The sequence below is a fragment of the Paraburkholderia atlantica genome, assembly GCF_000092885.1.
Classification (GTDB): Bacteria; Pseudomonadota; Gammaproteobacteria; order Burkholderiales; family Burkholderiaceae; genus Paraburkholderia; species Paraburkholderia atlantica.
The window spans coordinates 836426-859024 of the sequence record NC_014117.1 but is presented as its reverse complement, the minus strand read 5'-3'; the positions used below and the strand labels follow the sequence as shown (position 1 = coordinate 859024).

Here is a 22599-nt window from a genome sequence, read left to right as displayed (position 1 = left end):
TTAACCCCGGTTCCGGTATTGATTGACGGCCTGCAGGCTCGTATCGAGGTTCGGCAGCTCGACCGCGGCCGAACCGGCGTCCACCTGCTTGACCAGATCGATGACCATCTGCGTGTCTTTCGACGACGTGTCGAAGTAGCGCGTCAACGCGGACTGCGCCGCCTGCAGGTCGGACTTCAGCGTGGTCTGGTTGCGCGACAGCAGCGCGAGACGCGCCGACAGCAGACGCAGCTTCAGGTTCTGGCGCACGAAGTAGCCTTGGTCCGGCGAGACCAGCATCGCATCGGCGTTATCGATACGGCGCACCTGCACGAGGCTCGACAGCTGTTCGCCGATGCCGTGCGTGATCTCGTCGATCCACACTTCCCAGCGCGGCTTGCCGGTGGCCGCTGCGACCTTCGCGGTGTCGGCCCGCGTGGCCGCGTGCGGCGTGGCACGCGGAATCGGCTCTTCACCCGACAGCGGCAGGCCGCTCACGTGATCGATCGCGTTGTCGAGTTTGATGGCCAGGCCAGTCAGATCGGTGGACGGTGCCGCCTTCAGTTTGTCGATATCTTGCGCGATGGCCTTGCGCACCGCGACCGCTTGCGGACTGTCGGATGCCGCGAGGCGCGTATCGGCGCTTTGCAACGCGAACAGCGCGAGCTGCGTATTGCCGGTCAGCTGCAACTGCTGGCTCGCCGCCGACAGCATCTGCCCGACTTCGGCGAGCGTCCAGTCGTCGCGATTGCGCGCGAGATCCGCGTATTGCTGTTGCAGCGCCTGCTGCGCGGCCTGCGCATCGGCGAGCTTGCCTTCGAGCTGCGCAACCTGCGAATCCGATTGATGCACGGTGGCGAGGGCCTGGTCGATCTTGATGCGCAGCTCGTTGGTCTGCGTGTCGTTGGCCTGCTGACGCTGCGCGAGCTCCTGCTCGGTGCGCACCAGCTTGCGGTTCATCGCGAAGCCGCCCACGCCCACCGCGCACGCGATGACCACGATGACAAACCACAGCAGCGGTCCGCTCGTGCTGCGGCGCTTTTGCGCTTCGTACGGCGTGAAGGGTTGATTCGGCGGCAAGGGAGCGCTTGCCGGCGGCTGAGGTGAGGCGTTCGTGGATGCGTTCGTTTCAGTCATGCGTGGTTGAGCCGGGTTGGACGATACCGGTTGGACGACGGAAGGCACGGCGGCCGCGGCCACGAGGGCTCGGACTATGCGTTCGTCGCCCGCGCCGGACACCGTAATCCTATCAAAACCCAATGCCCGCGCGGTCTGCGCGATGCGGGGATGCGGCGTGACGAGCGGCGCGTGTTTGAGCTGCTCGATCTCGTCGGCGGTCAGGTGTTCGTGTGCGAGTTCCTGCAGATTGCGTACGCCTTCGGAGCTGGTCAGAAGCCATGCGTGCGGCGCGCCCGCGAGCAGTTCGTGCACGCGCGCCCAGGCGCCGATCGACGGCTCCGGCACGATGCGCCGGTACGCAGCGACCGTGTCGACTTCCGCGCCAGCTTCACGCAGGCGCTCGCTCAGCCACTCGCGTCCGCCGTCGCCGCGCACGATCAGCACGCGCTTGCCTTCGAGGCCCGCGGCGCCGAATTGCGCCTCGATCGCGGCAAACAGGCCCTCGGAGTCGAAGCTCGTCGATTCGTCGTCGGCGCCGGCCGCGGGGCTGATTACGCGATGCTCCGGCGCGCTGACGCCGTGGCGCGCCAGCGCATGCACGCTGCCCGGGCCCACCACGCCGACCGGCAGCGCGTGCGGCCAGATATCGTGATGGCGCGCGAACGCGTGATCGACCGCGTTCGGCGACACGAACACGACCAGCGCATAGCGTTCGAGCGACGCGAGCGCGGCGCACAACGGCGCGTCGTCGATGACGGGCGCGATGTCGATCAGCGGGAAGTCGAGCGACGTGAGTCCGGCTGCTTCGAGCCGTTCGACGAGCTCGCTCGACTGGCCGGCCGGCCGGGTGATCACGACCGTGAACCCCGCCTTCTCGGGCGTGCCGGCGGCCATCACTCGCTGGCCGCCGCGCCGGGCGCGGCCGCGGGACCGCTGGCGGTACTGAGCGCGCGGACGATCTCGAGCGCGCCTTGCTGCGCGAGCGACTGCGCGACTTCCTCGCCGAGCGCGAGCGCGCGTTCGACGGTGGGCGCAGGCGCCGACGCCTGCGCGCTCAGCACGCGCTGGCCGTCCGGCGTCGCGACGATGCCGCGCAGATGCAGCGCGCCGTCGCCCCAGGTTGCGTAGGCGGCGAGCGGCACCTCGCAGCTCCCGCCGAGCGCGCGCGACACCATGCGCTCTGCCTCGACGGCCGCCGCCGTGTGCTGATGATGCAGCGGCGCGAGCCACGCGGCGAGGTCCGCGCGATCGGCGCGAATCTCGATGCCGAGCGCGCCTTGTCCCGCCGCGGGCAGACTATCCTCGGGATCGAGCAGCGCGCGGATACGATCGGCGAGACCGAGACGCTTCAGCCCGGCCGCGGCCAGAATGATCGCCGCATAGTCGCCGCGATCGAGCTTGGCGAGTCGGGTATCGAGATTGCCGCGCAACGGCCGCACGTCGAGATGCGGATAGCGCATGCGCAGCATCGCCTCACGCCGCAGACTCGAGGTGCCGACCACGGCACCGGCCGGCAGCGCGGCGAGCGAGTCGTACTGATTGGACACGAGCGCGTCGCGCGGGTCCTCGCGCTCCATGATGGTGGACAGCGCGAAACCGGCGGGCAACTCCATCGGCACGTCTTTCAGCGAATGCACCGCGAGGTCGGCGCGGCCATCGGCGAGCGCGGCTTCGAGCTCTTTGACGAAGAGCCCCTTGCCACCAACCTTCGACAGCGTGCGATCGAGAATCTGATCACCACGTGTGGTCATTCCGAGGATTTTTACGTCACAAGATGGATATAATTTGTGCAGCGCACATCGCACGTGCTCGGCTTGCCACATGGCAAGGCGGCTCTCTCGCGACGCAATCACAAGCGTGTGGGGTGGCGTGGAAAACGTCTCGGTGTTCATTAGCTTGCGGCTTGATGTCGGGATGGAATAACAATCAATGTTAGCACGCGCCCTTATTTGTGCCCTTGGCTTGCAAGGCACCGCGGGACGCCGTGCGGAAGCGGTATCGACGGAGGAGACGGGCTTCGCGCCGCGCGCGAAAGCCCCCATTCAGCGTTGCCACGCACGGTCGTTCGCGCACCGCGCAGCGGCATGCGGGATGATGCAATGCGGCGAACATGCTGCGGCAATGCGTGCCGCGCGTTCAGTCTCTTCGCGGGCTGGCAGCCCGTGGCTCCCCTCTCCCTCGTCGGCGTCGCGCGATCGGCAGCGCTTGCATCGTTTCTCGCAGGCGTTGCGGCGAGCGCGGCTCGCTTCGTAGTGGGTCGAACAATCGCCGTTTGCAGTCGCCGTCTCGTCTCTGTTGCAGTCGCATTAGCAGTCTGTCTTTTAGTCCGTTGCGCAGTCCCTGTTGCACGCAGTTCACGTTGTATTGCTGGTTGCAGTTCCGCAGTCGCAGTTCATCAATCAACAGACCCTGGCTTTCCCGAGGAAACTCATCGTGACGTCTTCCGGATCGGCGCGCCCCGCCCGCCGCAACACTGCCTCGCCCACCGCTCGCCCGGCCGACGCCGCGGCGCCCGACGTCCTGTCCGACGCTGCCGCGCACGGCAGATCGTCGAGCGTCGCCGACCAGCGCGCGAAGCGCCGCGCCATCGCCGCGCAAGCCGCCAAGGCCTCGAAGGCCTCGCAAACCACAGTGCCCGTCAAGCAGGACAAGGCGCAAAAGGCACCGAAAGCCGGCAAGGCCGAAAAAGCCGCGACTTCGGCTACCGCCAGCAAACCGGCCAAGGTCAAGATCAAGGTCGATGGCGACGCAACGCCTCCCCGCGCCGCGAAAGCGGAAAGGCTCGAAGCCATGCCGCAGGCTGAGTCCGCCGCCGCGCCCACCGTCAAGAACGGCGGCGGCCGCACGCGCGAGGACAAGGACCACCCGCTGTTCCAGGACATCCGCTATCTCGGCCGCCTCCTCGGCGACGTGCTGCGCGAGCAGGAAGGCGACGCCGTATTCGACGTCGTCGAAACGATCCGGCAGAACGCCGTGCGCTTCCGTCGCGAGGACGACAGCGCCGCCGCGCAGACGCTCGACAAAAAGCTGCGCTCGCTGACGCCCGAGCAGACCGTCAGCGTCGTGCGCGCGTTCAGCTACTTTTCGCATCTCGCGAACATCGCCGAGGACCGTCACCGCAACCGTCGTCACCGCATTCACGCGCTCGCGGGCTCGGCCTCGCAGCCGGGCACGATCGCCCATGCGCTCGAGCGGCTCGTCGCGGCCGGTGCCGCCGCGACGCCGGTGCTGCAGCGGTTTTTCGACGACGCGCTGATCATGCCGGTGCTGACCGCGCACCCGACCGAGGTGCAGCGCAAGAGCATTCTCGACGCGCAGCACGACATCGCGCGTCTGCTCGCCGAGCGCGACCAGCCGCTGACGAACCGCGAGCGCGCGCACAACGAAGCGATGCTGCGCGCACGCGTCACGTCGCTGTGGCAAACGCGGATGCTGCGCGACGCGCGTCTGACGGTCGCCGACGAAATCGAGAACGCGCTGTCGTACTATCGCAGCACCTTCCTCGAAGAACTGCCGGCGCTTTACGCCGACATCGAGGAAGCGCTGAAGGAGCACGGCCTCGAAGCGCGCCTGCCACCGTTCTTCCAGATGGGCAGCTGGATCGGCGGTGATCGCGACGGCAATCCGAACGTCACCGCCGAAACGCTCGAAAACGCGATCACGCGTCAAGCCGCTGTGATCTTCGAGCACTACCTGGTGCAGGTGCACAAGCTCGGCGAGGAGCTGTCGATGTCGAATGTGCTCGTCGGCGTGAGCGATGCGCTCAATGAACTCGCGGACATCTCGCCCGACCACTCGCCGCATCGCACCGACGAGCCGTATCGTCGCGCGCTGATCGGCATCTACACGCGACTCGCGGCGAGCGCGCGCGTGCGTCTCGGCGAAGGCAGCGTTCCGCTGCGCAGCGCCGGCCGCGGCGTCGCGCCGATTCGCGCAACCCCCTATGACGACGCCGCCGACTTCGTGCGCGACCTGCACGTGCTGATCGACTCGCTGGCCGAGCATCACGGCGCGCCGCTCGCCGCGCCGCGTCTCGCGCCGCTCGCGCGCGCGGCCGAAGTGTTCGGCTTCCATCTCGCGAGCATCGATCTGCGGCAAAGCTCCGACATCCACGAAGCGGTGATCGCCGAGCTGCTCAAGCGCGCCGGTGTCGAGGACGACTACGCGGGCTTGTCGGAAGCGAACAAGCTGAAAGTGCTGCTCGCCGAGCTCGCGCAGCCGCGCGCGCTGCGTGTGCCTTACGCTGAGTACTCCGACCTCGTGAAGAGTGAGCTCGCGGTGCTCGAGGAAGCCCGCATCACGCGCGAGAAATTCGGCGCGCGCGCGGTGCGCAATTACATCATTTCGCATACGGAGACCGTCAGCGATCTGGTCGAGGTGATGCTGCTGCAGAAGGAAACCGGCCTGTTGCTCGGACATCTGGGCGACGAGCACGACCCCGCGCGCGCGAGCCTGATGGTGATCCCGCTGTTCGAGACGATCCCCGATCTGCGCAACGCGCCGCACATCATGCGCGACCTGATCGCGCTGCCGGGCATCGGCGCGCTGATCGAACATCAGGGCAACGAGCAGGAAGTGATGCTGGGCTACTCGGACAGCAACAAGGACGGCGGCTTCCTGACGTCGAACTGGGAGCTGTATCGCGCGGAGCTGGCGCTCGTGTCGCTGTTCAACGAACGCGGCGTGACACTGCGTCTGTTCCATGGACGCGGCGGCACCGTCGGCCGCGGCGGCGGCCCGACCTACCAGGCGATCCTGTCGCAGCCGCCGGGCACCGTCGCCGGTCAGATCCGTTTGACCGAGCAGGGCGAGGTGATTGCGAGCAAGTTCGCGAATCCGGAAATCGGCCGGCGCAATCTGGAAACCGTCGTGGCCGCGACGCTCGAAGCGTCGTTGCTGCCGCACGACCACACGTTGGCCGAGCTGCCCGTGTACGAGGAAACGATGCAGCAGCTGTCCGATACGGCGATGGCCGCGTATCGCGCGCTCGTCTACGAAACGCCGGGCTTCAAGGAGTATTTCTTCGAGTCGACGCCGATCGCGGAGATCGCCGAGCTGAACATCGGCAGCCGCCCCGCTTCGCGCAAGCTGCAGGACCCGAAGCAGCGCAAGATCGAGGATCTGCGCGCCATTCCGTGGGGCTTCTCGTGGGGCCAATGCCGGCTGCTGCTGACCGGCTGGTACGGCTTCGGCAGCGCGGTCACCGAGCATCTGGACAGCGCGCCGTCCGACGCCGAACGCGCGCGCCGTCTCGCGCTGCTGAAGAAGATGCACAAGAGCTGGCCGTTCTTTGCGAACCTGATGTCGAACATGGACATGGTCATCGCGAAGACCGACCTCGCGGTCGCGTCGCGTTATGCCGCGCTCGTAACCGACAAGAAGCTGCGCAAGCACGTGTTCGAGCGCATCGTTGCCGAGTGGGAACGCACGTCGAAGGTGTTGTCGGAGATCACCGGCAAGAGCGAGCGGCTCGCCGAGAATCCGCTGCTCGCGCGCTCGATCAAGAACCGCTTCCCGTACCTCGACCCGCTCAATCACCTGCAGGTCGAATTGCTCAAACGCTATCGCGCGGGCGACACGAATGCGCGCGTGCGGCGCGGCATTCATTTGTGCATCAACGGGATCGCGGCGGGGTTGCGCAATACCGGTTGAGGTCAACGCTGAAGCAAGCAAAAGCCGGGTGTGGCCGACGCAGGCCACACCCGGCTTTTTTCATTGCGCGTCGAGATGGCGAGCAACGCGTCGCGCGAATCCAGCCGCTACAATAGAGCCCGCCATGTACCAGTACAAGTCCGGCAATTATTCTGGTATCTCTATTACTCCCCTCCACGTGCAGCCGATAGCATGACGACGCCTTCCTCCGCCGATCACCCGCCGCCGCTCGACGCCACGCCAGCCCGCGCGCTCGGCGACTTCATCCGCGCCCATCGCGAGCGGCTGTCACCGCAGGCGGTCGGTCTGCCGCCGGGGCCGCGCCGCCGCACGCCCGGTCTGCGGCGCGAGGAAGTTGCGCAGTTGTGCGGCGTGAGCCCGACCTGGTACACGTGGATCGAGCAGGGCCGGCCGGTGTCCGCTTCCGCCGATGCGCTCGCGCGCATCGCGGTCGCGTTGCAGCTGTCGCGCGCCGAGCGCGCGTATCTGTTCGAGCTGGCCGCGCAACGCGATCCGGCCGAGCCCGACCCCGCCGCCGCCGATGCGCCCGCCACGCTGCTGCAAACCGTGCAACTGATCGACACGCCGGCCTACGTGCTCGACCGGCAGTGGAATGCGCTCGCGTGGAACGAGCGCGCGGCCGATCTGTTCGTCGGCTGGCTCGACGGCGCGTACGACCGCAACCTGCTGCGCTACACATTCACCGAGCCGGCCGCGCGCGCGTTGATCGTCGACTGGGAAACGCGCGCGCGGCGGCTTGCCGCCGAATTCCGTGCCGACTCGATCCGCCATCTGAACGATGCGCCCACGCGCGGGCTGATCGATTCGCTGTCGGGTGCGAGCGACGAGTTCGCGCGCTACTGGGCCTCACAGGACGTCGGCGGGCGCGAAGGGGGCAGGCGCGAGTTCAACCATCCGCGCGACGGCCGCATCGTTTATGACCAGATCACGTTCAAGCCCGCGCATCGCGAAGATCTGAAGCTGGTGGTGCTGGTGCGCGAATAGGCTCGCGAATGGGGCCGCGAATGGGTCCGCGATCGGCGGCGGCGCCTTGGCCGCCGTCGCCCGGTGTTAAAATCTTCGTCTTTCTCCGCTGCGGCGGCGCTTTTGCACGACTCGCGTGCTCGCGCCGCCAGCCTCTTCACCGCTCGTTTTTACCGCCCAACACCATGACGTCCCAACTGCACAAAAAAGGCGAAGCCTGGTCGGCTCGCTTCTCGGAGCCGATGTCGGAGCTCGTCAAACGCTACACGTCGTCGGTCTTCTTCGACAAGCGTCTGGCGTTCGTCGACATCGAAGGGTCGCTCGCGCACGCGTCGATGCTCGCCGCGCAGAAGATCATTTCCGCCGACGACCTCGCCGCGATCCAGCGCGGCATGGCGCAGATCAAGGGTGAAATCGAGCGCGGCGAGTTCGAATGGCAGCTCGATCTCGAAGACGTGCACCTGAACATCGAAGCGCGTCTGACCGCGCTGATCGGCGACGCCGGCAAGCGCCTGCACACCGGCCGCTCGCGCAACGACCAGGTCGCGACCGACATTCGGCTGTGGCTGCGTGGCGAGATCGACCGCATCGGCGAACTGCTGACCGAACTGCGCGTCGCGCTGCTCGAAATCGCCGAGAAGAACGCCGCCACCATCATGCCGGGCTTCACGCACCTGCAGGTCGCTCAACCGGTCACGTTCGGCCACCATCTGCTCGCCTACGTCGAGATGTTCTCGCGCGACGCCGAGCGCATGGTCGACTGCCGCAAGCGCGTGAACCGTCTGCCGCTCGGCGCGGCCGCGCTCGCCGGCACCAGCTATCCGATCGACCGTCACGCCGTCGCGAAGACGCTCGGCTTCGACGGCATCTGCGCGAATTCGCTGGATGCGGTTTCCGACCGCGACTTCGCGATCGAATTCACGGCCGCGTCCGCGCTCGTGATGACGCACGTGTCGCGCTTCTCCGAAGAACTGGTGCTGTGGATGAGCCCGCGCGTCGGCTTCATCGATCTGGCCGACCGTTTCTGCACCGGCTCGTCGATCATGCCGCAGAAGAAGAACCCGGACGTGCCCGAACTCGCGCGCGGCAAGACCGGCCGCGTGAACGGCCATCTAATGGCGCTGCTCACGCTGATGAAGGGCCAGCCGCTCGCGTACAACAAGGACAACCAGGAAGACAAGGAGCCGCTGTTCGACACCGTCGATACGGTCGCCGACACGCTGCGCATCTTCGCTGAAATGGTCGCCGGCATTACGGTCAAGCCGCAGGCGATGCGCGACGCCGCGCTGCAAGGCTTCTCGACCGCGACGGACCTCGCCGACTATCTGGTCAAGCGCGGCCTGCCGTTCCGCGACGCGCACGAAGCAGTCGCGCTCGCGGTGCGCGTGTGCGCCGATCGCGGCTGCGATCTCGCGGACCTGACGCTCGACGAAATGCGCAGCGAGTTGCCGAACGTCGCGCATCTGATCGGCGACGACGTGTTCTCGTATCTGACGCTCGAAGGCTCGGTGGCGAGCCGTAATCATCCGGGCGGCACCGCGCCCGAGCAGGTACTGGCCGCGGTGAAAGCGGCGCGTGCGGCGTTGAAGTAATCGATGATTGGGCCGCGCCGTGAGCCTTGGCTTGCGGCGTGGCTGGTTGAACCGAGATCGAAAAAGGCGAACCCGTTCGGCGGGCTCGCCTTTTTTATTGCCGCGTGTGATAGGCGAATCGCAGGCAAAAGAAAGCCCGCCAGAAGCGGGCTGAAAAGACTTCCACCGATGCCTCAGCATGAGGCCACCAGAGTGTAGGCGCGTTTCGCTCGCCGACCAACGCACGCATATTTCCGGCCATTACATCGGCAAGCAAAGCGCCCCGTCGGAGCACGCGCAATGACATCCAGCGGGCGAACGCCAATTGAATCCCGGCGGTTTTTGACTACCATTCAATCAGGTTCTCCTCGCGGTTGGTCGACGATGCTCTCGCGCACTTCTCCCCCTCCTGTTCCCCGTGTGGCCCCGCACTTCTTCATCGCAGCACGCAGACATCGGCTGTTGCTCGCCGTGCTCGGTGTCGTCGCCGCGGCCGGTTGCACGATCACTCCGCTGCCGCGGCACGAAACCGTCAGCACACCGGTGGCCGCAATCAACAGCCTGACACTCGATCAATATCGCGACGCGGTCGCACGACGAATCGTCGAACGCAATCCGTCGTATGTGCTCCAGGGCAGACCTCAGCCGATGCTGCGCTCGCTGGTGGTGGTGTCGTTCACGGTCGATCGTGATGGACGCATCGTCCAGTCGTCGGTGTATCGCACCAACGGCGACGACGAGGCCGAAAGCACCGCGCTCGCGTCGCTGCGCCGCTCGGCGCCGCTGCCGCTTCCGCCCGGCAAGCTGCTGAACGGGCGCGGCCAGCTCGAGCTATTCGAAGACTGGCTGTTCAACGACAACGGCAAGTTCCAGCTGCGCGAGCTCGCCTCGCCGCAAGCGGAAACGTACGACTAAGCGCGGTTGGCGCGTGCGCCGACACGCGCCATCACGCGCATCACCGCATTGGGCAGGCCACGCGTGACCTGCTCGAGTCATTGCGCATCGCTCTTAACGGACCCCTCGTTGCCGCTCGAACTTACGCCGCCATTGCTGCGCGACGAGCGCGCTCGCTATAATTTTCGGATTCCCCGCGCCGGAGCCTTCCGGCATGGCTCACGCCGCCCGCACACCCGCCGGCGCGGCGCATGAGCAACTGCAGTGCCGCGACGCCACCCGCGTGCGGCGCCCAAACCTATACCTCAACGAGGATGCCGCCCTTGCGCGCGCCGCCTGTCTGCGAAGCAAGGCTCAGCGCGCCGCGGCCCCACGACAATTGGAGACCCCTGCATGTCCACTTCGCCGATTTCCGCGGCTCAGCCCGCAAGCGGGCAAAACAGTAGCGCGCGGATCATCTTCGCGAGCTTCATCGGCACCGCGATCGAGTTCTACGATTTCTATGTCTACGCGACCGCCGCGGCGCTCGTGATCGGACCGGTGTTCTTCCCGCACGGCTCGGCCACCGCGCAAGCGCTGTCGGCGTTCGTCACGTTCGGCATCGCGTTCGTCGCGCGACCGATCGGCTCGTTCCTGTTCGGCCACTTCGGCGACCGCATCGGCCGTAAGTCAACTTTGGTCGCGTCGCTGCTCGTGATGGGCGTGTCGACCACGCTGATCGGCTTCGTGCCGGGCTACGACGCGATCGGCAGCCTCGCGCCGATCCTGCTGTGCGTGCTGCGTTTCGGCCAGGGTATCGGCCTCGGCGGCGAATGGGGCGGCGCCGCGCTGCTCGCCACCGAAAACGCGCCGGCCGGCAAACGCGGCTGGTTCGGCATGTTCCCGCAGCTTGGACCGTCGATCGGCTTTCTCGCATCCAACGGCCTGTTCTTCGCGCTCTCGATGTCGCTGTCCGACGAGCAGTTCCGTAGCTGGGGCTGGCGCGTGCCGTTCCTCGTCAGCTCGGTGCTGGTCGCGCTCGGCCTGTATGTGCGGCTGAAGATCGCCGAGACGCCCGCGTTCCAGGCAGCGATCGAGCGCAAGGAACGCGTGCGCGTGCCGATCGCGACGCTGTTCTCGCAGCACTGGGTGCCGACCGTGCTCGGCGCGCTCGCGATGGTGGTCTGCTACACGCTGTTCTACAACGCGACGACGTTCTCGCTGTCGTACGGCGTCGGCTCGCTGCATATTCCGCGGCAGACGTTCCTCGGCCTGCTGTGCATCGCGGTCGTGTTCATGGCAATCGCGACGCCGCTGTCGGCCCGCGCGAGCGACCGCTTCGGGCGCAAGCCGGTGCTGATCGTCGGCATCATCGCGGCGATCCTGTCGGGCTTCACGATGGCGCCGCTGCTCGGCAGCGGCGAGCCGTTGCTGGTGCTGCTGTTCCTCGTGATCCAGCTGTTCCTGATGGGCGTGACTTTCGCGCCGATGGGCGCGCTGCTGCCGGAGCTGTTTCCGACCAACGTGCGCTATACGGGCGCCGGTGTCGCATACAACCTCGGCGGGATTCTCGGTGCGTCGGTCGCGCCGTATATCGCGCAGGTGCTCGCCGCGCATGGCGGCTTGCCGTGGGTCGGCGCGTACGTGTCGGTCGCGGCGGCCGTGAGCCTTGTCGGCGTGCTGTGCATGCGCGAAACGCGCAATGCGAGTCTGATGAAGTGATGCAATGCGAATCGACGCAACCACGCTTGCGTCGATTCGCGTTTGCCGAAGTTCGACCGATATCACACGCGCGCAGTTGTTACGCGTCTTCGGCAGTATGCAGCGGGCATTATCGCATCGCCATTTCCGCTCGGCGGTCCGGGTAAATCCCCCGCCTTGCGCGTCTTTTTGACTTGCCTATACTCCCTGACATAACCCTATAAAAACCAGGGAGACTCGCATGAACGTCCATCTTCACAATGCCGATATCGTGATGATCATCGCGCTGGCCTTGCTCGGCTCGCTATTGCTTGCGCTGCGCTTCCGCCCGGCGTCATGGAAATCCATCGTCGTCGAAGCGCTGGCCGCGAACGCCGCGGCCATTGCCGCGGTGGTCGCATTCGAAATGCTGGTCGCCTGAGGTCAGTGGCTTCGGCCCGAGCGCGGCTTAGCGATAGTAGCCGTGATGGTAGTAGCCACCGCCGCCGTAATAGTAGCCCGGCGCCGGCGCGATGACGCAGCCGCCGAGCGCCGACGCCAGCAGTGCGCCGGCCACGAGAGTCAGGATCAAGCGTTTCATGTTGTTCTCCATCGAGTCAGATTGATTCGAGCGCAAACCCCGAATGACCCGATTGGACACGATGCGCGCTGCGCCGAGCGTTGCCATTTGTAAGGGAAGATCACCGGGCTGTTACAGGATCGGCGCGCCGGATCGGCGCGGTCGATCGACACGCCCCGCTGTCACCTGATCACGCCGCCAGGGCGGAAAACACCGCCTATACTCCGTTGAGTGCACCGTCGCGATAGAAGCCTTGTTGGCCGCACCAGCGTCGCCGCAATGGAGCGGTCCAACGCGCGCCGCGCGAGCCTCGATGTACCGCGACCTACCGGTTGGCCCCCTTCGCGTGCGCGCATCGGACGCCGCGGTGTCCAACGAAAAGCGACAGTTTTAACAGACGTGTAATCGATTCCTCTCCGCCCGCTGTTCCCCGACACGGGCGTTCTTTGAGGCGCGACGATGCAGTCCCCGCCAGTAAGGGTGGACTACGCGTCGCGCCTCTTTTTCTTTTGCGCAAACGATTGCGCGATCGCGAGAACGAACTCAGGCGGCGGCCGATCCGTGCTGCATCCCGAGCACCGGCTCCGCTGCGTGTACATAGTCGATCGCTTCGAGTGCCGCGCTGATGGGCGGCACCGAGCGACCGTCGCCGATCGAGGTCGAGCGATACGGCGTCTCGACGCCGCAATGCGACGGCGACGTCGCGACGAAGATCATCACGGTGCGCTTCTGCAGCGCATGCGCGAGATGCACGAAGCCCGTATCGGTACCGACCACGAGCGCGCACGCGTCGATCATCTGCGCGACTTCGGTCACGCTCATTGGCGGCAACACCGTCGCGCCCGGTACCTGTGCGCAGATCTGCCCGGCTTCGGCGAGCTCGCCGTCCGAACCCCACGGCAGAACCACACGAAAACCGCGCTCGCTCAACTCGCGCCCAACAGCCACCCAATGCGTGAGCGGCCATTTCTTGTCGGCTTTCGAGGTGGCATGAAAGAGCGCCGCGACAGGCGCGTCCTGCATCGCGAACGGCTGCGGGACGGCGTCGGGTAACTGCAGGTCGTAGATGGGTGGCCCTTCCACTTCGTAGCCGAGCGCCTCGCTGGCGCTGATACGCATGCCGTGCCACGCGCTGCCTTGCGGGCGTGGCCCGAAACGTCCGGTATAGGCGAACGCGGCGCCTCGCTCGCCCAGATCCTGAGATTGATAGCCGATGCGCCGCGACGAGCGCGCGAGGAATGCGATGATCGCGCTCTTGTAGACGCCGTGAATGTCGATGATGTAGTCGTAGTGATACGCGCGCAGCTCGCCGATCGATGCCAGGATCGCCTTCAGATCGCTCCAGCGACGCGCCTTCTTGAAGCGGCGCAACGGCGCGCACAGCACGCGATCCACGCTCTGGCTCCATTGCACGACTTGCGCAAATGCTTCGTCCGCCGCCCAATCCACCTGAACACCAGGAAATGCGCGTTTGATATCGGCGACGACTGGCAGCGCCTGCACGATATCGCCTAGTGAAGTGACCTTGACGATTAGGATTCGCTTCATTGAGGGTCCCTTCGTTTTCCGAAGTGGAAACTATTCTAGCTGAGGTTTTTACCGACCCCTCGCCAAATGGGCATCGCGCTGTCTGGTTCTCGGTACGGCGAATGACAACGAAAGGTCTGCGCCTGACAATCCAGCGTAGTTCATTTTTTCAAAAGTCTTTCACGCGTTCTGTCGGTCCCGCACGTTTTATACTTTGGCCTTTGCACTAATCCAATTCATGTCCCGGCCCTTCCCTTCCCGTTCGCACGCTGTCATGCGTCGCGCGAAACGCCTTTGGCGGCAATACGGCATCTTCTGGCTTGGCGCCATCGGTGTCGGTCTGGTCGCGGTGCTCTATGCGCGCCTGATCGACTGGGGCTATGACGTGTTTCTCGATCTCCGGCAGCGGCATCCGTGGGCACCGCTCGTGATCACACCCGCGGTCGCGGCACTCGCGGTCTGGCTCACCCGCAAGTTCTTTCGTGGCTCCGAGGGCAGCGGCATCCCGCAGGTGATCGCGACGCTGCACACGAAGCAGCGGGGGTACGGCGCGAGGCTGCTATCGCTGCGAATTCTGCTCGGCAAGATCGGCGTATCTTTTATCGCGATTCTCGGCGGCTTGACGATCGGCCGTGAAGGACCGACCGTGCAGGTGGGCGCCGCGCTGATGTTCAATCTGCGCCGCTTCTATCCGCGCTCGAATGCGCAGATAGAACGTCAGCTCGCGTTGGCGGGCGCGGCAGCGGGTCTATCGGCCGCGTTCAATACACCGCTCGCGGGCGTCGTGTTCGCAATCGAGGAATTGACGCGCAGCTTCGAGGCGCGCACGAGCGGTGTGCTGATCACGGCGATCGTCGTTGCGGGGGTTGTCGCGCTGGGCTTGAACGGCAACTACACGTATTTCGGCACGATCAGGATTGGCGCGCATTTCCCCGATCTGCTGGCCGTCGCGGTGGTGCTCACCGCGATCGTCACGGGCATCGCGGGCGGCATCTTCGGCTGGCTGCTGCTCAACACCGCGCGCTGGATTCCGGCGCCGCTGCGCCAGTTGCACGGCGAGCGGCCGGTCGTGTTCGCCGCGCTGTGCGGCTTCGCAATCGCCGTGGTCGGCGTGATCGCGGGCGGCACGACGTTCGGCAGCGGCTATACCGAAGCGCGTGGCCTGCTCGAGGGACACGGTCAGTTGTCGGTGTTCTATCCGTTCCTGAAGATGATCGCGATGGTCGGCTCGTACCTGCCGGGCATTCCGGGCGGCATCTTCGCGCCGTCGCTGTCGATCGGCGCGGGCTTCGGCAATCTGCTGCACATCGTGTTCGGTTCGATGCAGTTGCCGATGCTGATCGCGCTCGCGATGGTCGGTTATCTGGCCGCGGTCACGCAGTCGCCGATCACGTCGTTCGTGATCGTGATGGAGATGATCGACGGTCACGCGCTCGTGATTTCGCTGATGGCCACCGCGTTGATCGCGAGCCGCGTATCGCGCCTGTTCGCACCGCCGCTCTATGAGTCGCTCGCCGAGCGCTACATGGCGCCGCTGCCGCAACCGGCGCCTGCACCGGTGCCGGAAGTGCCCGAGGCCGAGGTGCCGGAAGCGGAAAGCGTCGACGGCGAGCCGCCCGCAGGTGATAGCGGAGACGACCTCACGACGGATACGTCCGGCTCGCCGCGTCAGTAGACGACCACGCGTCCGGCGACGACGGCCGCGTCAAGCCCAGTGTCCCGGCACCCAGCGATAGTTCGGACCATGCTCGATCCAGTGGCCGGGCATCCAGTGGTACCCGATGCGCTCGGCCTGCCAGTGGCCTGCGACCCACACGTAGCGGCCGTGATCCCAGCGCCAGTGACCGTGATCCCACACATAGCCGGCACGCGGCGCGGGCACCGCTTCGAAGCGTTCGACGGGCGGCGCGGACGGCGCGACGATGACGACTTCCGCGGCCGAAGCCGAGGCCATCGCGCCGGCACCCGCGGCAATCAGAACGGTGTTGGCAAGCAGCAGGCGAAAGGCTCGGTTCATGGTTTCCCTCTTAGGTTGAACACCGGATGCGGCGTTACCGGTTTAATGCGTGAGGGCGACACGAGGCTGACGATGCGCGTGTAACGGCACCCGCTGAAGTGCGACGGTTTATTTCGACCGGGAAATGGCGCGCGCCGTGGAGGCGCGAAGAGGCGGCTTCACAGAGAAGCCAGAGGAACAGCCGAACGCCGCACGGCATCGCGTCGAACCAACACGACGCAATGCGACGTCCCGCACATGATGCGAGATGGACCGCGGTCCATCCGAAGCTCAGGCCTGCGGTATTTCGATCTTGACTTCGAGCACCTCGAGATCGTCCTGACGCTCGAGACTCACGCGAATGTCGTCATCGGAAATCTTCACGTACTTCGAGATCACGGCCACCAGTTCGCGTTGCAACGCAGGCAGATAATCGGCGGGTGCATGACCGCCGGCGCGCTCGTGCGCGATGATCAACTGCAGGCGTTCCTTCGCTACCGACGCGGACTTCTTTTTCTCGCCCAGCAAAAACGAAAGAATCGACATTACGTGCGCTCCCCTTACTTGGTGCCGAAGAGGCGCTGCAGCAGCCCGGGCTTCTGGTAATCGACAAAGCGAAGCGATTTCTGCTCGCCGAGGAAACGCGACACGACATCCTTATAGGCTTCGGCCACATCGGTGCCGTCCAGATGCACGGCCGGCAGACCCTGGTTCGACGCGTGCAGCACCGCTTCCGATTCCGGAATCACGCCGATCAGATCGATGCGCAGAATTTCCTGAATGTCGGTCAGCGACAGCATTTCGCCTTCGCTGACACGCTTCGGGTTGTAGCGGGTAATCAGCAGATGCTCCTTGATCGGCTCCTTGCCTTCGATCGCACGCTTGGTCTTCGACGAAAGGATGCCGAGAATGCGATCGGAGTCGCGCACCGACGACACTTCCGGGTTCGTCACGATCAGCGCTTCGTCCGCGAAGTGCATCGCAAGCAGCGCGCCCGATTCGATACCGGCCGGCGAGTCGCAAACGATGTATTCGAAGTCCATCGCGATCAGATCGTTGATGACCTTTTCGACGCCTTCCATCGTCAGCGCGTCCTTATCGCGCGTCTGCGATGCCGGCAGGATGAACAGGTTTTCGCACTTCTTGTCTTTGATCAGCGCCTGGTTCAGATTCGCTTCGCCCTGGATCACGTTGATCAGGTCGTACACGACGCGGCGCTCGCAGCCCATGATGAGGTCGAGGTTGCGCAGGCCGACGTCGAAGTCGATCACGGCGGTCTTGCTGCCGCGCAACGCGAGGGCCGACGCAAAGCTCGCGCTCGTGGTCGTCTTGCCCACGCCACCCTTGCCCGAAGTCACCACAATGATTTTTGCCATTACCCTTACCTTGTGTTCGTCAAATGCGTCAATTGATGCGCGGCGCGCGTCGCACTGAAACGCCGCATGCCGAAATCGCTCGGGCAGCGCGCGTTTCTCGGCGCTTTACGTGAGCCGCAGCGGTTCGATCATCAGTTTTTCGTCTTCGAGCCAGATCTGCACCGGCTTGCCGAGCACGTCGGCGGGCAGCGGGTTCTCGGTCGTTCGATAGATACCCGCGATCGAGATCAGTTCCGGTTCGAGACAAGTACAGAAGATGCGCGCGTCGTGATTGCCCTGCACGCCGGCCAATGCCCGGCCGCGCAGCGGCGCGTAAATATGGATGTTGCCTTCCGCGATCACCTCGGCGCCATAGCTGACGAGACCGAGCACGACCAGATCGCCTTTCGCGTAGATGCGCTGGCCGGAGCGCAGCGGCTTGTCGACCACCATCGTTTGCGGCGACGTGGCGAGGCGCACCGGTTCGACGGCGGACGTGGGCTCGCCGGCGGCGGCAGCGGTGCTGGCGGTTGCGGATGCGGTGCTGGTGGCAGTGCTCGTACCGGCGCCTGCCTCGGTGCCTGATGCGGCGCTTGCCGCGCTCGACGTGTTGTCCTCATCGGCCTGCCTGGCCGGCGCGCCGCGTCGGTCGCGCGCTTCGAGCAGCGGCAATCCCGACTCCGTCGCCCACTGCTGCTCCGCATTCGCGACCACGCCGACCGGACGCATGCGCACGCTGTCGAGCAGTTGCGCGATGTCGGCGAGCGGCACGCGTTCGTTGTCGGCGAGGCGCCGCACGTCGATCGCGACGACGTCGTTAGCGAAGAATTCGGGGGTCGCCTCGAAGCGTCGCGTCAGCTCTGCACGCATCGCATCGAGGTCGGTCGTTTTGACCACGAACATCAGCGTGTCGACAGAGCCGCTGCGCAGTTCGAAAAAGGGCGATTTCTTGGGCGACATAGCGTTCGGCAAAAAATTTTGCGTATTTTACAGGCGTACGTGCGCGCGGCCACTATTTTTCCCGGGAGAATCAGTGCTCGCACGCGTGGGCGCAACGCGTGTCGTCGATACAATCGACGCGCGACGGTGCGAAAGAAATGCTGGCGGGAAAAAGACCGTGATGAACGGACGGCGAAGACGAGCGGCGCGCGCGACGCGCCGCCTGGGTGATCAGTGTTGAAGCACTTGCGAAGTAGTGGGCACGTGCCGCACCAGCAGACTTTCGACCTGCTCGGGCGCGCGCTCGACGCGCCGGTGCTCGCCGGTCGGGCCGAAGCCGAGCGCCTCGTAGAAGCGCATCGCGTTGCGGTTCGTGTCGGCGACCCACGCGTAGATTTCCGTGGCGCCCGCATTCGCGAGCCAGCTGCTCGCGGTGTCGACGAGCAGTTCGCCGCCGCGCAGATGACGCACGGCCGGCGCCACCCACAATTCGCAGACGAACGCGCGGCGCGCTGCGGTGTCGTCGAAGTGCGCCTCGACGAGGCCGGCCGGATGGCCCTCGGTGTAGAGCAGGAACGTGCCGACGGACTGCGAAACGGCGTGATTCGCCGCAGTCGCGTCGAAACTGGCGGCATCAGCCGACAACGCATCCTCGAGCGTCGCGCCGAAGGCATATGGCGCCTCCCGCAGCGAGGCGGTGCGGAGTTCGCGAAATACGGCGCCCTGATCAGCAGTGATGCGGCGAACGGTCAATGACGGACTCATGCAGACGAATACCCCTGGAAACCCTAACGCGTAGCTTTAACCGAACCGGCCGGCGAGTCAAATTTATTATTGACCAGAATATGCGATCCCGCTCACGGCGCGTCGTAGTTGCCCGTGCCGTCCGGCCACGGCGTCAGTAGTTCATAACCGTCGTCGGTCACAGCGACCATGTGTTCCCATTGCGCCGACAGCGAGCGGTCCTTCGTGATCACGGTCCAGCCGTCGCGCTGCACCGACGTGCCGGCGCGGCCCGCGTTGATCATCGGCTCGATCGTGAAGACCATGCCCGGCTTCAGGCGCACGCCCTGCCCCGGCTGGCCGTAGTGCAGCACCTGCGGGTCCTCGTGATAGACCTTGCCGATGCCGTGCCCGCAGTAGTCGCGCACGATCGAGAAACCCTCGCGCTGCGCGACCTTCTGGATCGCGTGGCCGACGTCGCCCAGCGTCGCACCCGGCTTCACCTCGCGGATGCCGGCCACCATCGCCTCGTAGGTCGTGTCGATCAGCGCACGCGCGACCGTGCTCGGCTGGCCGACGCAGTACATGCGGCTGGTGTCGCCGAAATAGCCGTCCTTGATGATCGCGACGTCGATGTTGATGATGTCGCCGTCCTTCAGGATCTCGCCGCGATTCGGAATGCCGTGACACACGACATGGTTGACCGACGTGCAGACTGTCTTCGGAAAGCCCAGATAGCCGACGTTGGCCGGAATCGCCTTCTGCGTGTGGACGATGTAGTCGTTGCACAGCGCGTCGAGGTCGTCGGTGGAGACGCCTGCCTTGACGTGCTCGCCGATCATTGCCAGCACATCGGCCGCGAGGCGTCCAGCAATGCGCAGCTTCGCGATATCGTCGGGAGTCTTGTAGGTAATGGCCATGAATTCAGTCGATGTGAGTCGCGGGTCAAACGCGAAATGACCCGCCGCGCCCGAAAGCCCGGCGGCCCGCAACCGCCGCTCGATGGGCGATTTCGGGCAATTGTACAGAGGATCGCGGATGGACTCGGAGCAAACCGGCTGAAGAGATGCTCGGACGGCGGCGGCGCTGGCGGGGCACGCGCCCGAATCAGGGTGACCCGTTCGTGCGTGGTGAGCTTGTCCGGCCTGCGCGTTCACATGGAGTTGCGCAGATAAGGCTCGAACCTTCATCGAGCCGTGCAACGCCATGCCGACCCAGAGCCGGAACGCGCGAATGAATGCTTTCTCCGACGCATGATCGACGCTCTGCGGCGCTCGTCGAGGAAAGCGCGGCGGCGGGCGCGTCACCCGCGGATCAGGCCCGGGCGTTGACGGAGGTGATGAAGGAGTTGCGGATGGCATGAGGCGCCCACCCCCTCGCCTCGATACGCTGAGGCAAGGGTTCGGGCGCGATTCTTATCGACGCTCAGGGCTGCTTGCGTCGACATCTGCGGCTTAGTTGTCGGGATGCGCCGCCGTGAAGCTTTGGAACGCACTGTACGCCGGATTCAACGGCGTGCCGTTTTTCATGATGCCGAACGTCTGGTCGCCGCTGTCGAGCACGTAGTACATGACGCCCTGGATATTGTGCGTCTTGCGATTCTGATAGTACTCGCCGAGCCTCGTCGTGATGTAGTTCCCACGATAGGTCTCGTTTTGTTCCGGTCCGGTGTTCCACTCGGTGATCAGGAACGGCACGCCGTAACGGGCCTTGCAATAGATCGGCAGATCGAAGCCCGGTTGGGCGCCGTCCGCACCGAGGGAGAACACGTCGCCATACACCTCGTAGTTGTGCCACGTGGTGATGTCCCAGCGCACGGTCGGGTGGCCGCCGCTGCCATCGGGCTGCATACCGTCCCACAGCGCGTCCGCTGCGCCGATATCGTTCACACAGAAGTTGATGCCGCATTTCGCGTTGGACTGAACCGACTTCACACCGTCGATCATGCCGCGCATCACGCCGCGCATCACCGGCCAGTTCGTGTTGTTGAAGTCCGACGCCTTCGTGCCCGCATAGGTGAAGTTCATCACGGTGGCGTTAGTGCGCGTCAACTCGTTGCCGCATTCGTAAATGGTCACGCCATACGGCTTCAGTGCGTTCGCGATGCCTTGGGCGACCGAGTAACCCTGGTTGTAAGCGGCACTCTCGTTGGCGAACAGGTTGCCATTGGAGTCGTAGACGCCCTGATTGATCAGCACGATCAACGTCATGCCCGCCGACTGGAAAGCCTGCGCAAGCCCGATCAGTGCGTTCAGCTGGGTCGAAGTGTTGGTGCAGCCCACGCGATAGCTGGTGCAGCCCATGCCCTTCAGGATCGACACGACCTGTTGAGGCGTGTAGTTGTAGTCGAAGTGGCCATTCATGCCGTAGAACATGCCCGCGGCCGGTTCGATCGCGGTACGTGGATCGTTACATGCCAGCCAATGACCGGCGGAGTCGTTGTTCACGTAGAACTGGCCACCCGTGCCGCAATGCCAGATCTTGCCGCCGTACCACAACAGCAGCGAGACGTTGTACGTGTTGCCTACGGTCGCCCCATTGCAGTAAATAACACCGTTGGTCACCGTCCAGACGTTGTTGGACTTGTCGATGATGTACGACGAACCGGGGATCGTGGTGCCATCAGCCGAGGTGCCGCCGAGGCGCGGGTCGAGGCTACCCTTCCAGCCCGAGCCGGTCCATTGATAGAACTGACCACCCGTGCCCTCGTGATAGATCACGCCGGCGTAAAACAGGATCATCTGCACGTTATAGGTGTTGCCTGCCGCCGAACCGTTGCGGTAGACCGAGCCACCGACACCTCCGGACAGCGTCCAGACGTTGCCGGAGTTGTCCGTGATGGACGAGGCGGGCGGAATGGAGGCACTGTTCGGATCGCTCGTCTTCGCGACGGCCGTTTTGGAAGCCGCGGTACCTGAAGCGCCGGATGCACCGGCAGCAGCGGCAGCCTTGTCGTCCGCGGTGCCGGATCCGCCCCCGCCGCATGCGGCCAAAAGATAACTTGCGCTCAGGGCCGTCAGGCCCCCAATGAATTGACGTCGTTTTATCATCGCGGAGTAATTCCAAATGTCGGGAAAATTCCCGATAAAAAGACCAAAGGTGAATTCGCTGTGATTCGGACGGACAATGCATAAGGATTCGATGCAAATGAATTTGCATTCCTTAAAAACATTTGTCCCGAGGGTGCCTTGGAACGCACGTCTGTGATGTCCGATTGAACCGATGCGCGCGAAGAGGCTCCTCGCGGTGGTCCAGATTGACAATGCTGGTGCGCGTCAGTCCGCAAACGTTTGCCTTGCGAACCTTTTACCGATTACTGCGACAGCTGTTGTTGGTAGGAAAAATCTTCCCGTAAAAGCTGCTGACGGCGTAAATCGTACCCTGAACGAATGACCGAGCCCAGCCAAAAATCGTATTTATTTGTAAAAAAAGGCAGTTCTTGCGGATATCTGTGGGGTCGGCGTAGATTCGCACTTTAAGAAGTCGATCGGGGGGCGGGTTGCCCGCGAATTTTCTTACTTCGACCCCTTATAGTATGCGACAGCCATATGCCTCATATGTCCGGCATATGAATTTGGGGGACAGTGACGCACGTATCGTTAAAGGTATTTGTATGGAAAT

General features: G+C 64.7%; 18 protein-coding genes. 7 read left to right on the top strand and 11 right to left on the bottom strand.

Features of this window, described 5'->3' with window-relative positions; all coding sequences use genetic code 11:
- Both hemDX and hemC read right to left on the bottom strand, forming a co-directional pair.
- On the bottom strand, window positions 1–1992 hold the full coding sequence (hemDX, locus tag BC1002_RS03825) for a fused uroporphyrinogen-III synthase HemD/membrane protein HemX (RefSeq protein WP_013088761.1): 1992 nt from the start codon (window positions 1990–1992) through the stop codon (window positions 1–3).
- On the bottom strand, window positions 1992–2990 hold the full coding sequence (gene hemC / locus BC1002_RS03820) for a hydroxymethylbilane synthase (RefSeq protein WP_013088760.1): 999 nt from the start codon (window positions 2988–2990) through the stop codon (window positions 1992–1994). Before hemC ends, hemDX begins: the two co-directional genes overlap by 1 nt.
- A 541-nt stretch (window positions 2991–3531) precedes the next feature.
- Between hemC and ppc the strand changes: the two genes are divergently transcribed.
- The 6 genes from ppc (at window position 3532) to BC1002_RS03790 (ending at window position 12300) form a co-directional block, all read left to right on the top strand.
- Window positions 3532–6750, top strand: a complete 3219-nt coding sequence (gene ppc / locus BC1002_RS03815; RefSeq protein WP_013088759.1) for a phosphoenolpyruvate carboxylase — start codon at window positions 3532–3534, stop codon at window positions 6748–6750.
- A 192-nt stretch (window positions 6751–6942) separates the two neighbouring features.
- Window positions 6943–7755, top strand: a complete 813-nt coding sequence (locus tag BC1002_RS03810; RefSeq protein WP_013088758.1) for a helix-turn-helix transcriptional regulator — start codon at window positions 6943–6945, stop codon at window positions 7753–7755.
- Between the two features lie 164 nt (window positions 7756–7919).
- Entirely contained in the window at window positions 7920–9326 is a 1407-nt protein-coding gene (gene argH, locus BC1002_RS03805; RefSeq protein ID WP_013088757.1) for an argininosuccinate lyase, read from the top strand.
- A gap of 363 nt (window positions 9327–9689) precedes the next feature.
- Window positions 9690–10220: an energy transducer TonB gene (locus BC1002_RS03800; protein WP_013088756.1), complete on the top strand. Its 531-nt coding sequence runs from the start codon at window positions 9690–9692 to the stop codon at window positions 10218–10220.
- A 372-nt stretch (window positions 10221–10592) separates the two neighbouring features.
- Window positions 10593–11900 (top strand): MFS transporter, encoded by a 1308-nt coding sequence (locus BC1002_RS03795; protein ID WP_013088755.1) that lies wholly within the window; start codon window positions 10593–10595, stop codon window positions 11898–11900.
- 220 nt (window positions 11901–12120) lie between these two features.
- Window positions 12121–12300 carry a hypothetical protein gene (locus tag BC1002_RS03790; RefSeq protein ID WP_013088754.1) on the top strand — a complete coding sequence of 60 codons (180 nt, stop codon included), beginning with the start codon at window positions 12121–12123 and terminating at the stop codon, window positions 12298–12300.
- A 27-nt stretch (window positions 12301–12327) separates the two neighbouring features.
- Here the strand turns inward: BC1002_RS03790 and BC1002_RS39350 are convergent, their stop codons facing one another.
- Window positions 12328–12459, bottom strand: coding sequence for a hypothetical protein (locus tag BC1002_RS39350; protein WP_013088753.1), 132 nt, complete (start codon window positions 12457–12459; stop codon window positions 12328–12330).
- Between the two features lie 522 nt (window positions 12460–12981).
- Window positions 12982–13986 (bottom strand): lipopolysaccharide heptosyltransferase I, encoded by a 1005-nt coding sequence (waaC, locus tag BC1002_RS03780; RefSeq protein WP_013088752.1) that lies wholly within the window; start codon window positions 13984–13986, stop codon window positions 12982–12984.
- 253 nt (window positions 13987–14239) lie between these two features.
- Between waaC and BC1002_RS03775 the strand changes: the two genes are divergently transcribed.
- Window positions 14240–15640: a chloride channel protein gene (locus tag BC1002_RS03775; protein WP_157874645.1), complete on the top strand. Its 1401-nt coding sequence runs from the start codon at window positions 14240–14242 to the stop codon at window positions 15638–15640.
- Window positions 15641–15670: 30 nt separating this feature from the next.
- Here BC1002_RS03775 and BC1002_RS03770 read toward each other — a convergent pair whose 3' ends face one another.
- The 7 genes from BC1002_RS03770 to BC1002_RS03740 form a co-directional block, all read right to left on the bottom strand.
- Window positions 15671–15982 carry a YXWGXW repeat-containing protein gene (locus BC1002_RS03770; protein ID WP_013088750.1) on the bottom strand — a complete coding sequence of 104 codons (312 nt, stop codon included), beginning with the start codon at window positions 15980–15982 and terminating at the stop codon, window positions 15671–15673.
- A 270-nt stretch (window positions 15983–16252) separates the two neighbouring features.
- Window positions 16253–16507, bottom strand: coding sequence for a cell division topological specificity factor MinE (gene minE / locus BC1002_RS03765; RefSeq protein ID WP_008922443.1), 255 nt, complete (start codon window positions 16505–16507; stop codon window positions 16253–16255).
- Between the two features lie 14 nt (window positions 16508–16521).
- Complete coding sequence (minD, locus tag BC1002_RS03760) at window positions 16522–17337, bottom strand: septum site-determining protein MinD (RefSeq protein ID WP_013088749.1); 816 nt, start codon at window positions 17335–17337, stop codon at window positions 16522–16524.
- A gap of 105 nt (window positions 17338–17442) precedes the next feature.
- Entirely contained in the window at window positions 17443–18276 is an 834-nt protein-coding gene (gene minC / locus BC1002_RS03755) for a septum site-determining protein MinC (RefSeq protein ID WP_013088748.1), read from the bottom strand.
- 210 nt (window positions 18277–18486) lie between these two features.
- A complete protein-coding gene (locus tag BC1002_RS03750) occupies window positions 18487–19020 on the bottom strand; it encodes a GNAT family N-acetyltransferase (protein ID WP_013088747.1) in 534 nt (177 codons plus the stop codon).
- 92 nt (window positions 19021–19112) lie between these two features.
- Window positions 19113–19898: a type I methionyl aminopeptidase gene (gene map, locus BC1002_RS03745; RefSeq protein ID WP_013088746.1), complete on the bottom strand. Its 786-nt coding sequence runs from the start codon at window positions 19896–19898 to the stop codon at window positions 19113–19115.
- Window positions 19899–20432: 534 nt separating this feature from the next.
- On the bottom strand, window positions 20433–22028 hold the full coding sequence (locus tag BC1002_RS03740; RefSeq protein WP_013088745.1) for a hypothetical protein: 1596 nt from the start codon (window positions 22026–22028) through the stop codon (window positions 20433–20435).
- Window positions 22029–22599: the final 571 nt, after the last annotated feature.

Excerpts from the sequence above, each read along its gene's own strand:
- BC1002_RS03790 (WP_013088754.1), top strand. The coding sequence starts at position 12,121 with ATGAACGTCCATCTTCACAATGCCGATATCGTGATGATCATCGCGCTG.
- BC1002_RS03750 (WP_013088747.1), bottom strand. The coding sequence starts at position 19,020 with ATGAGTCCGTCATTGACCGTTCGCCGCATCACTGCTGATCAGGGCGCC.
- map (WP_013088746.1), bottom strand. The coding sequence starts at position 19,898 with ATGGCCATTACCTACAAGACTCCCGACGATATCGCGAAGCTGCGCATT.
- minE (WP_008922443.1), bottom strand. The coding sequence starts at position 16,507 with ATGTCGATTCTTTCGTTTTTGCTGGGCGAGAAAAAGAAGTCCGCGTCG.
- BC1002_RS03795 (WP_013088755.1), top strand. The coding sequence starts at position 10,593 with ATGTCCACTTCGCCGATTTCCGCGGCTCAGCCCGCAAGCGGGCAAAAC.
- waaC (WP_013088752.1), bottom strand. The coding sequence starts at position 13,986 with ATGAAGCGAATCCTAATCGTCAAGGTCACTTCACTAGGCGATATCGTG.
- minC (WP_013088748.1), bottom strand. The coding sequence starts at position 18,276 with ATGTCGCCCAAGAAATCGCCCTTTTTCGAACTGCGCAGCGGCTCTGTC.
- BC1002_RS03775 (WP_157874645.1), top strand. The coding sequence starts at position 14,240 with ATGCGTCGCGCGAAACGCCTTTGGCGGCAATACGGCATCTTCTGGCTT.
- minD (WP_013088749.1), bottom strand. The coding sequence starts at position 17,337 with ATGGCAAAAATCATTGTGGTGACTTCGGGCAAGGGTGGCGTGGGCAAG.
- BC1002_RS03740 (WP_013088745.1), bottom strand. The coding sequence starts at position 22,028 with ATGATAAAACGACGTCAATTCATTGGGGGCCTGACGGCCCTGAGCGCA.
- BC1002_RS03800 (WP_013088756.1), top strand. The coding sequence starts at position 9,690 with ATGCTCTCGCGCACTTCTCCCCCTCCTGTTCCCCGTGTGGCCCCGCAC.
- BC1002_RS39350 (WP_013088753.1), bottom strand. The coding sequence starts at position 12,459 with ATGAAACGCTTGATCCTGACTCTCGTGGCCGGCGCACTGCTGGCGTCG.
- hemC (WP_013088760.1), bottom strand. The coding sequence starts at position 2,990 with ATGAACACCGAGACGTTTTCCACGCCACCCCACACGCTTGTGATTGCG.
- hemDX (WP_013088761.1), bottom strand. The coding sequence starts at position 1,992 with ATGGCCGCCGGCACGCCCGAGAAGGCGGGGTTCACGGTCGTGATCACC.
- BC1002_RS03810 (WP_013088758.1), top strand. The coding sequence starts at position 6,943 with ATGACGACGCCTTCCTCCGCCGATCACCCGCCGCCGCTCGACGCCACG.
- BC1002_RS03770 (WP_013088750.1), bottom strand. The coding sequence starts at position 15,982 with ATGAACCGAGCCTTTCGCCTGCTGCTTGCCAACACCGTTCTGATTGCC.
- argH (WP_013088757.1), top strand. The coding sequence starts at position 7,920 with ATGACGTCCCAACTGCACAAAAAAGGCGAAGCCTGGTCGGCTCGCTTC.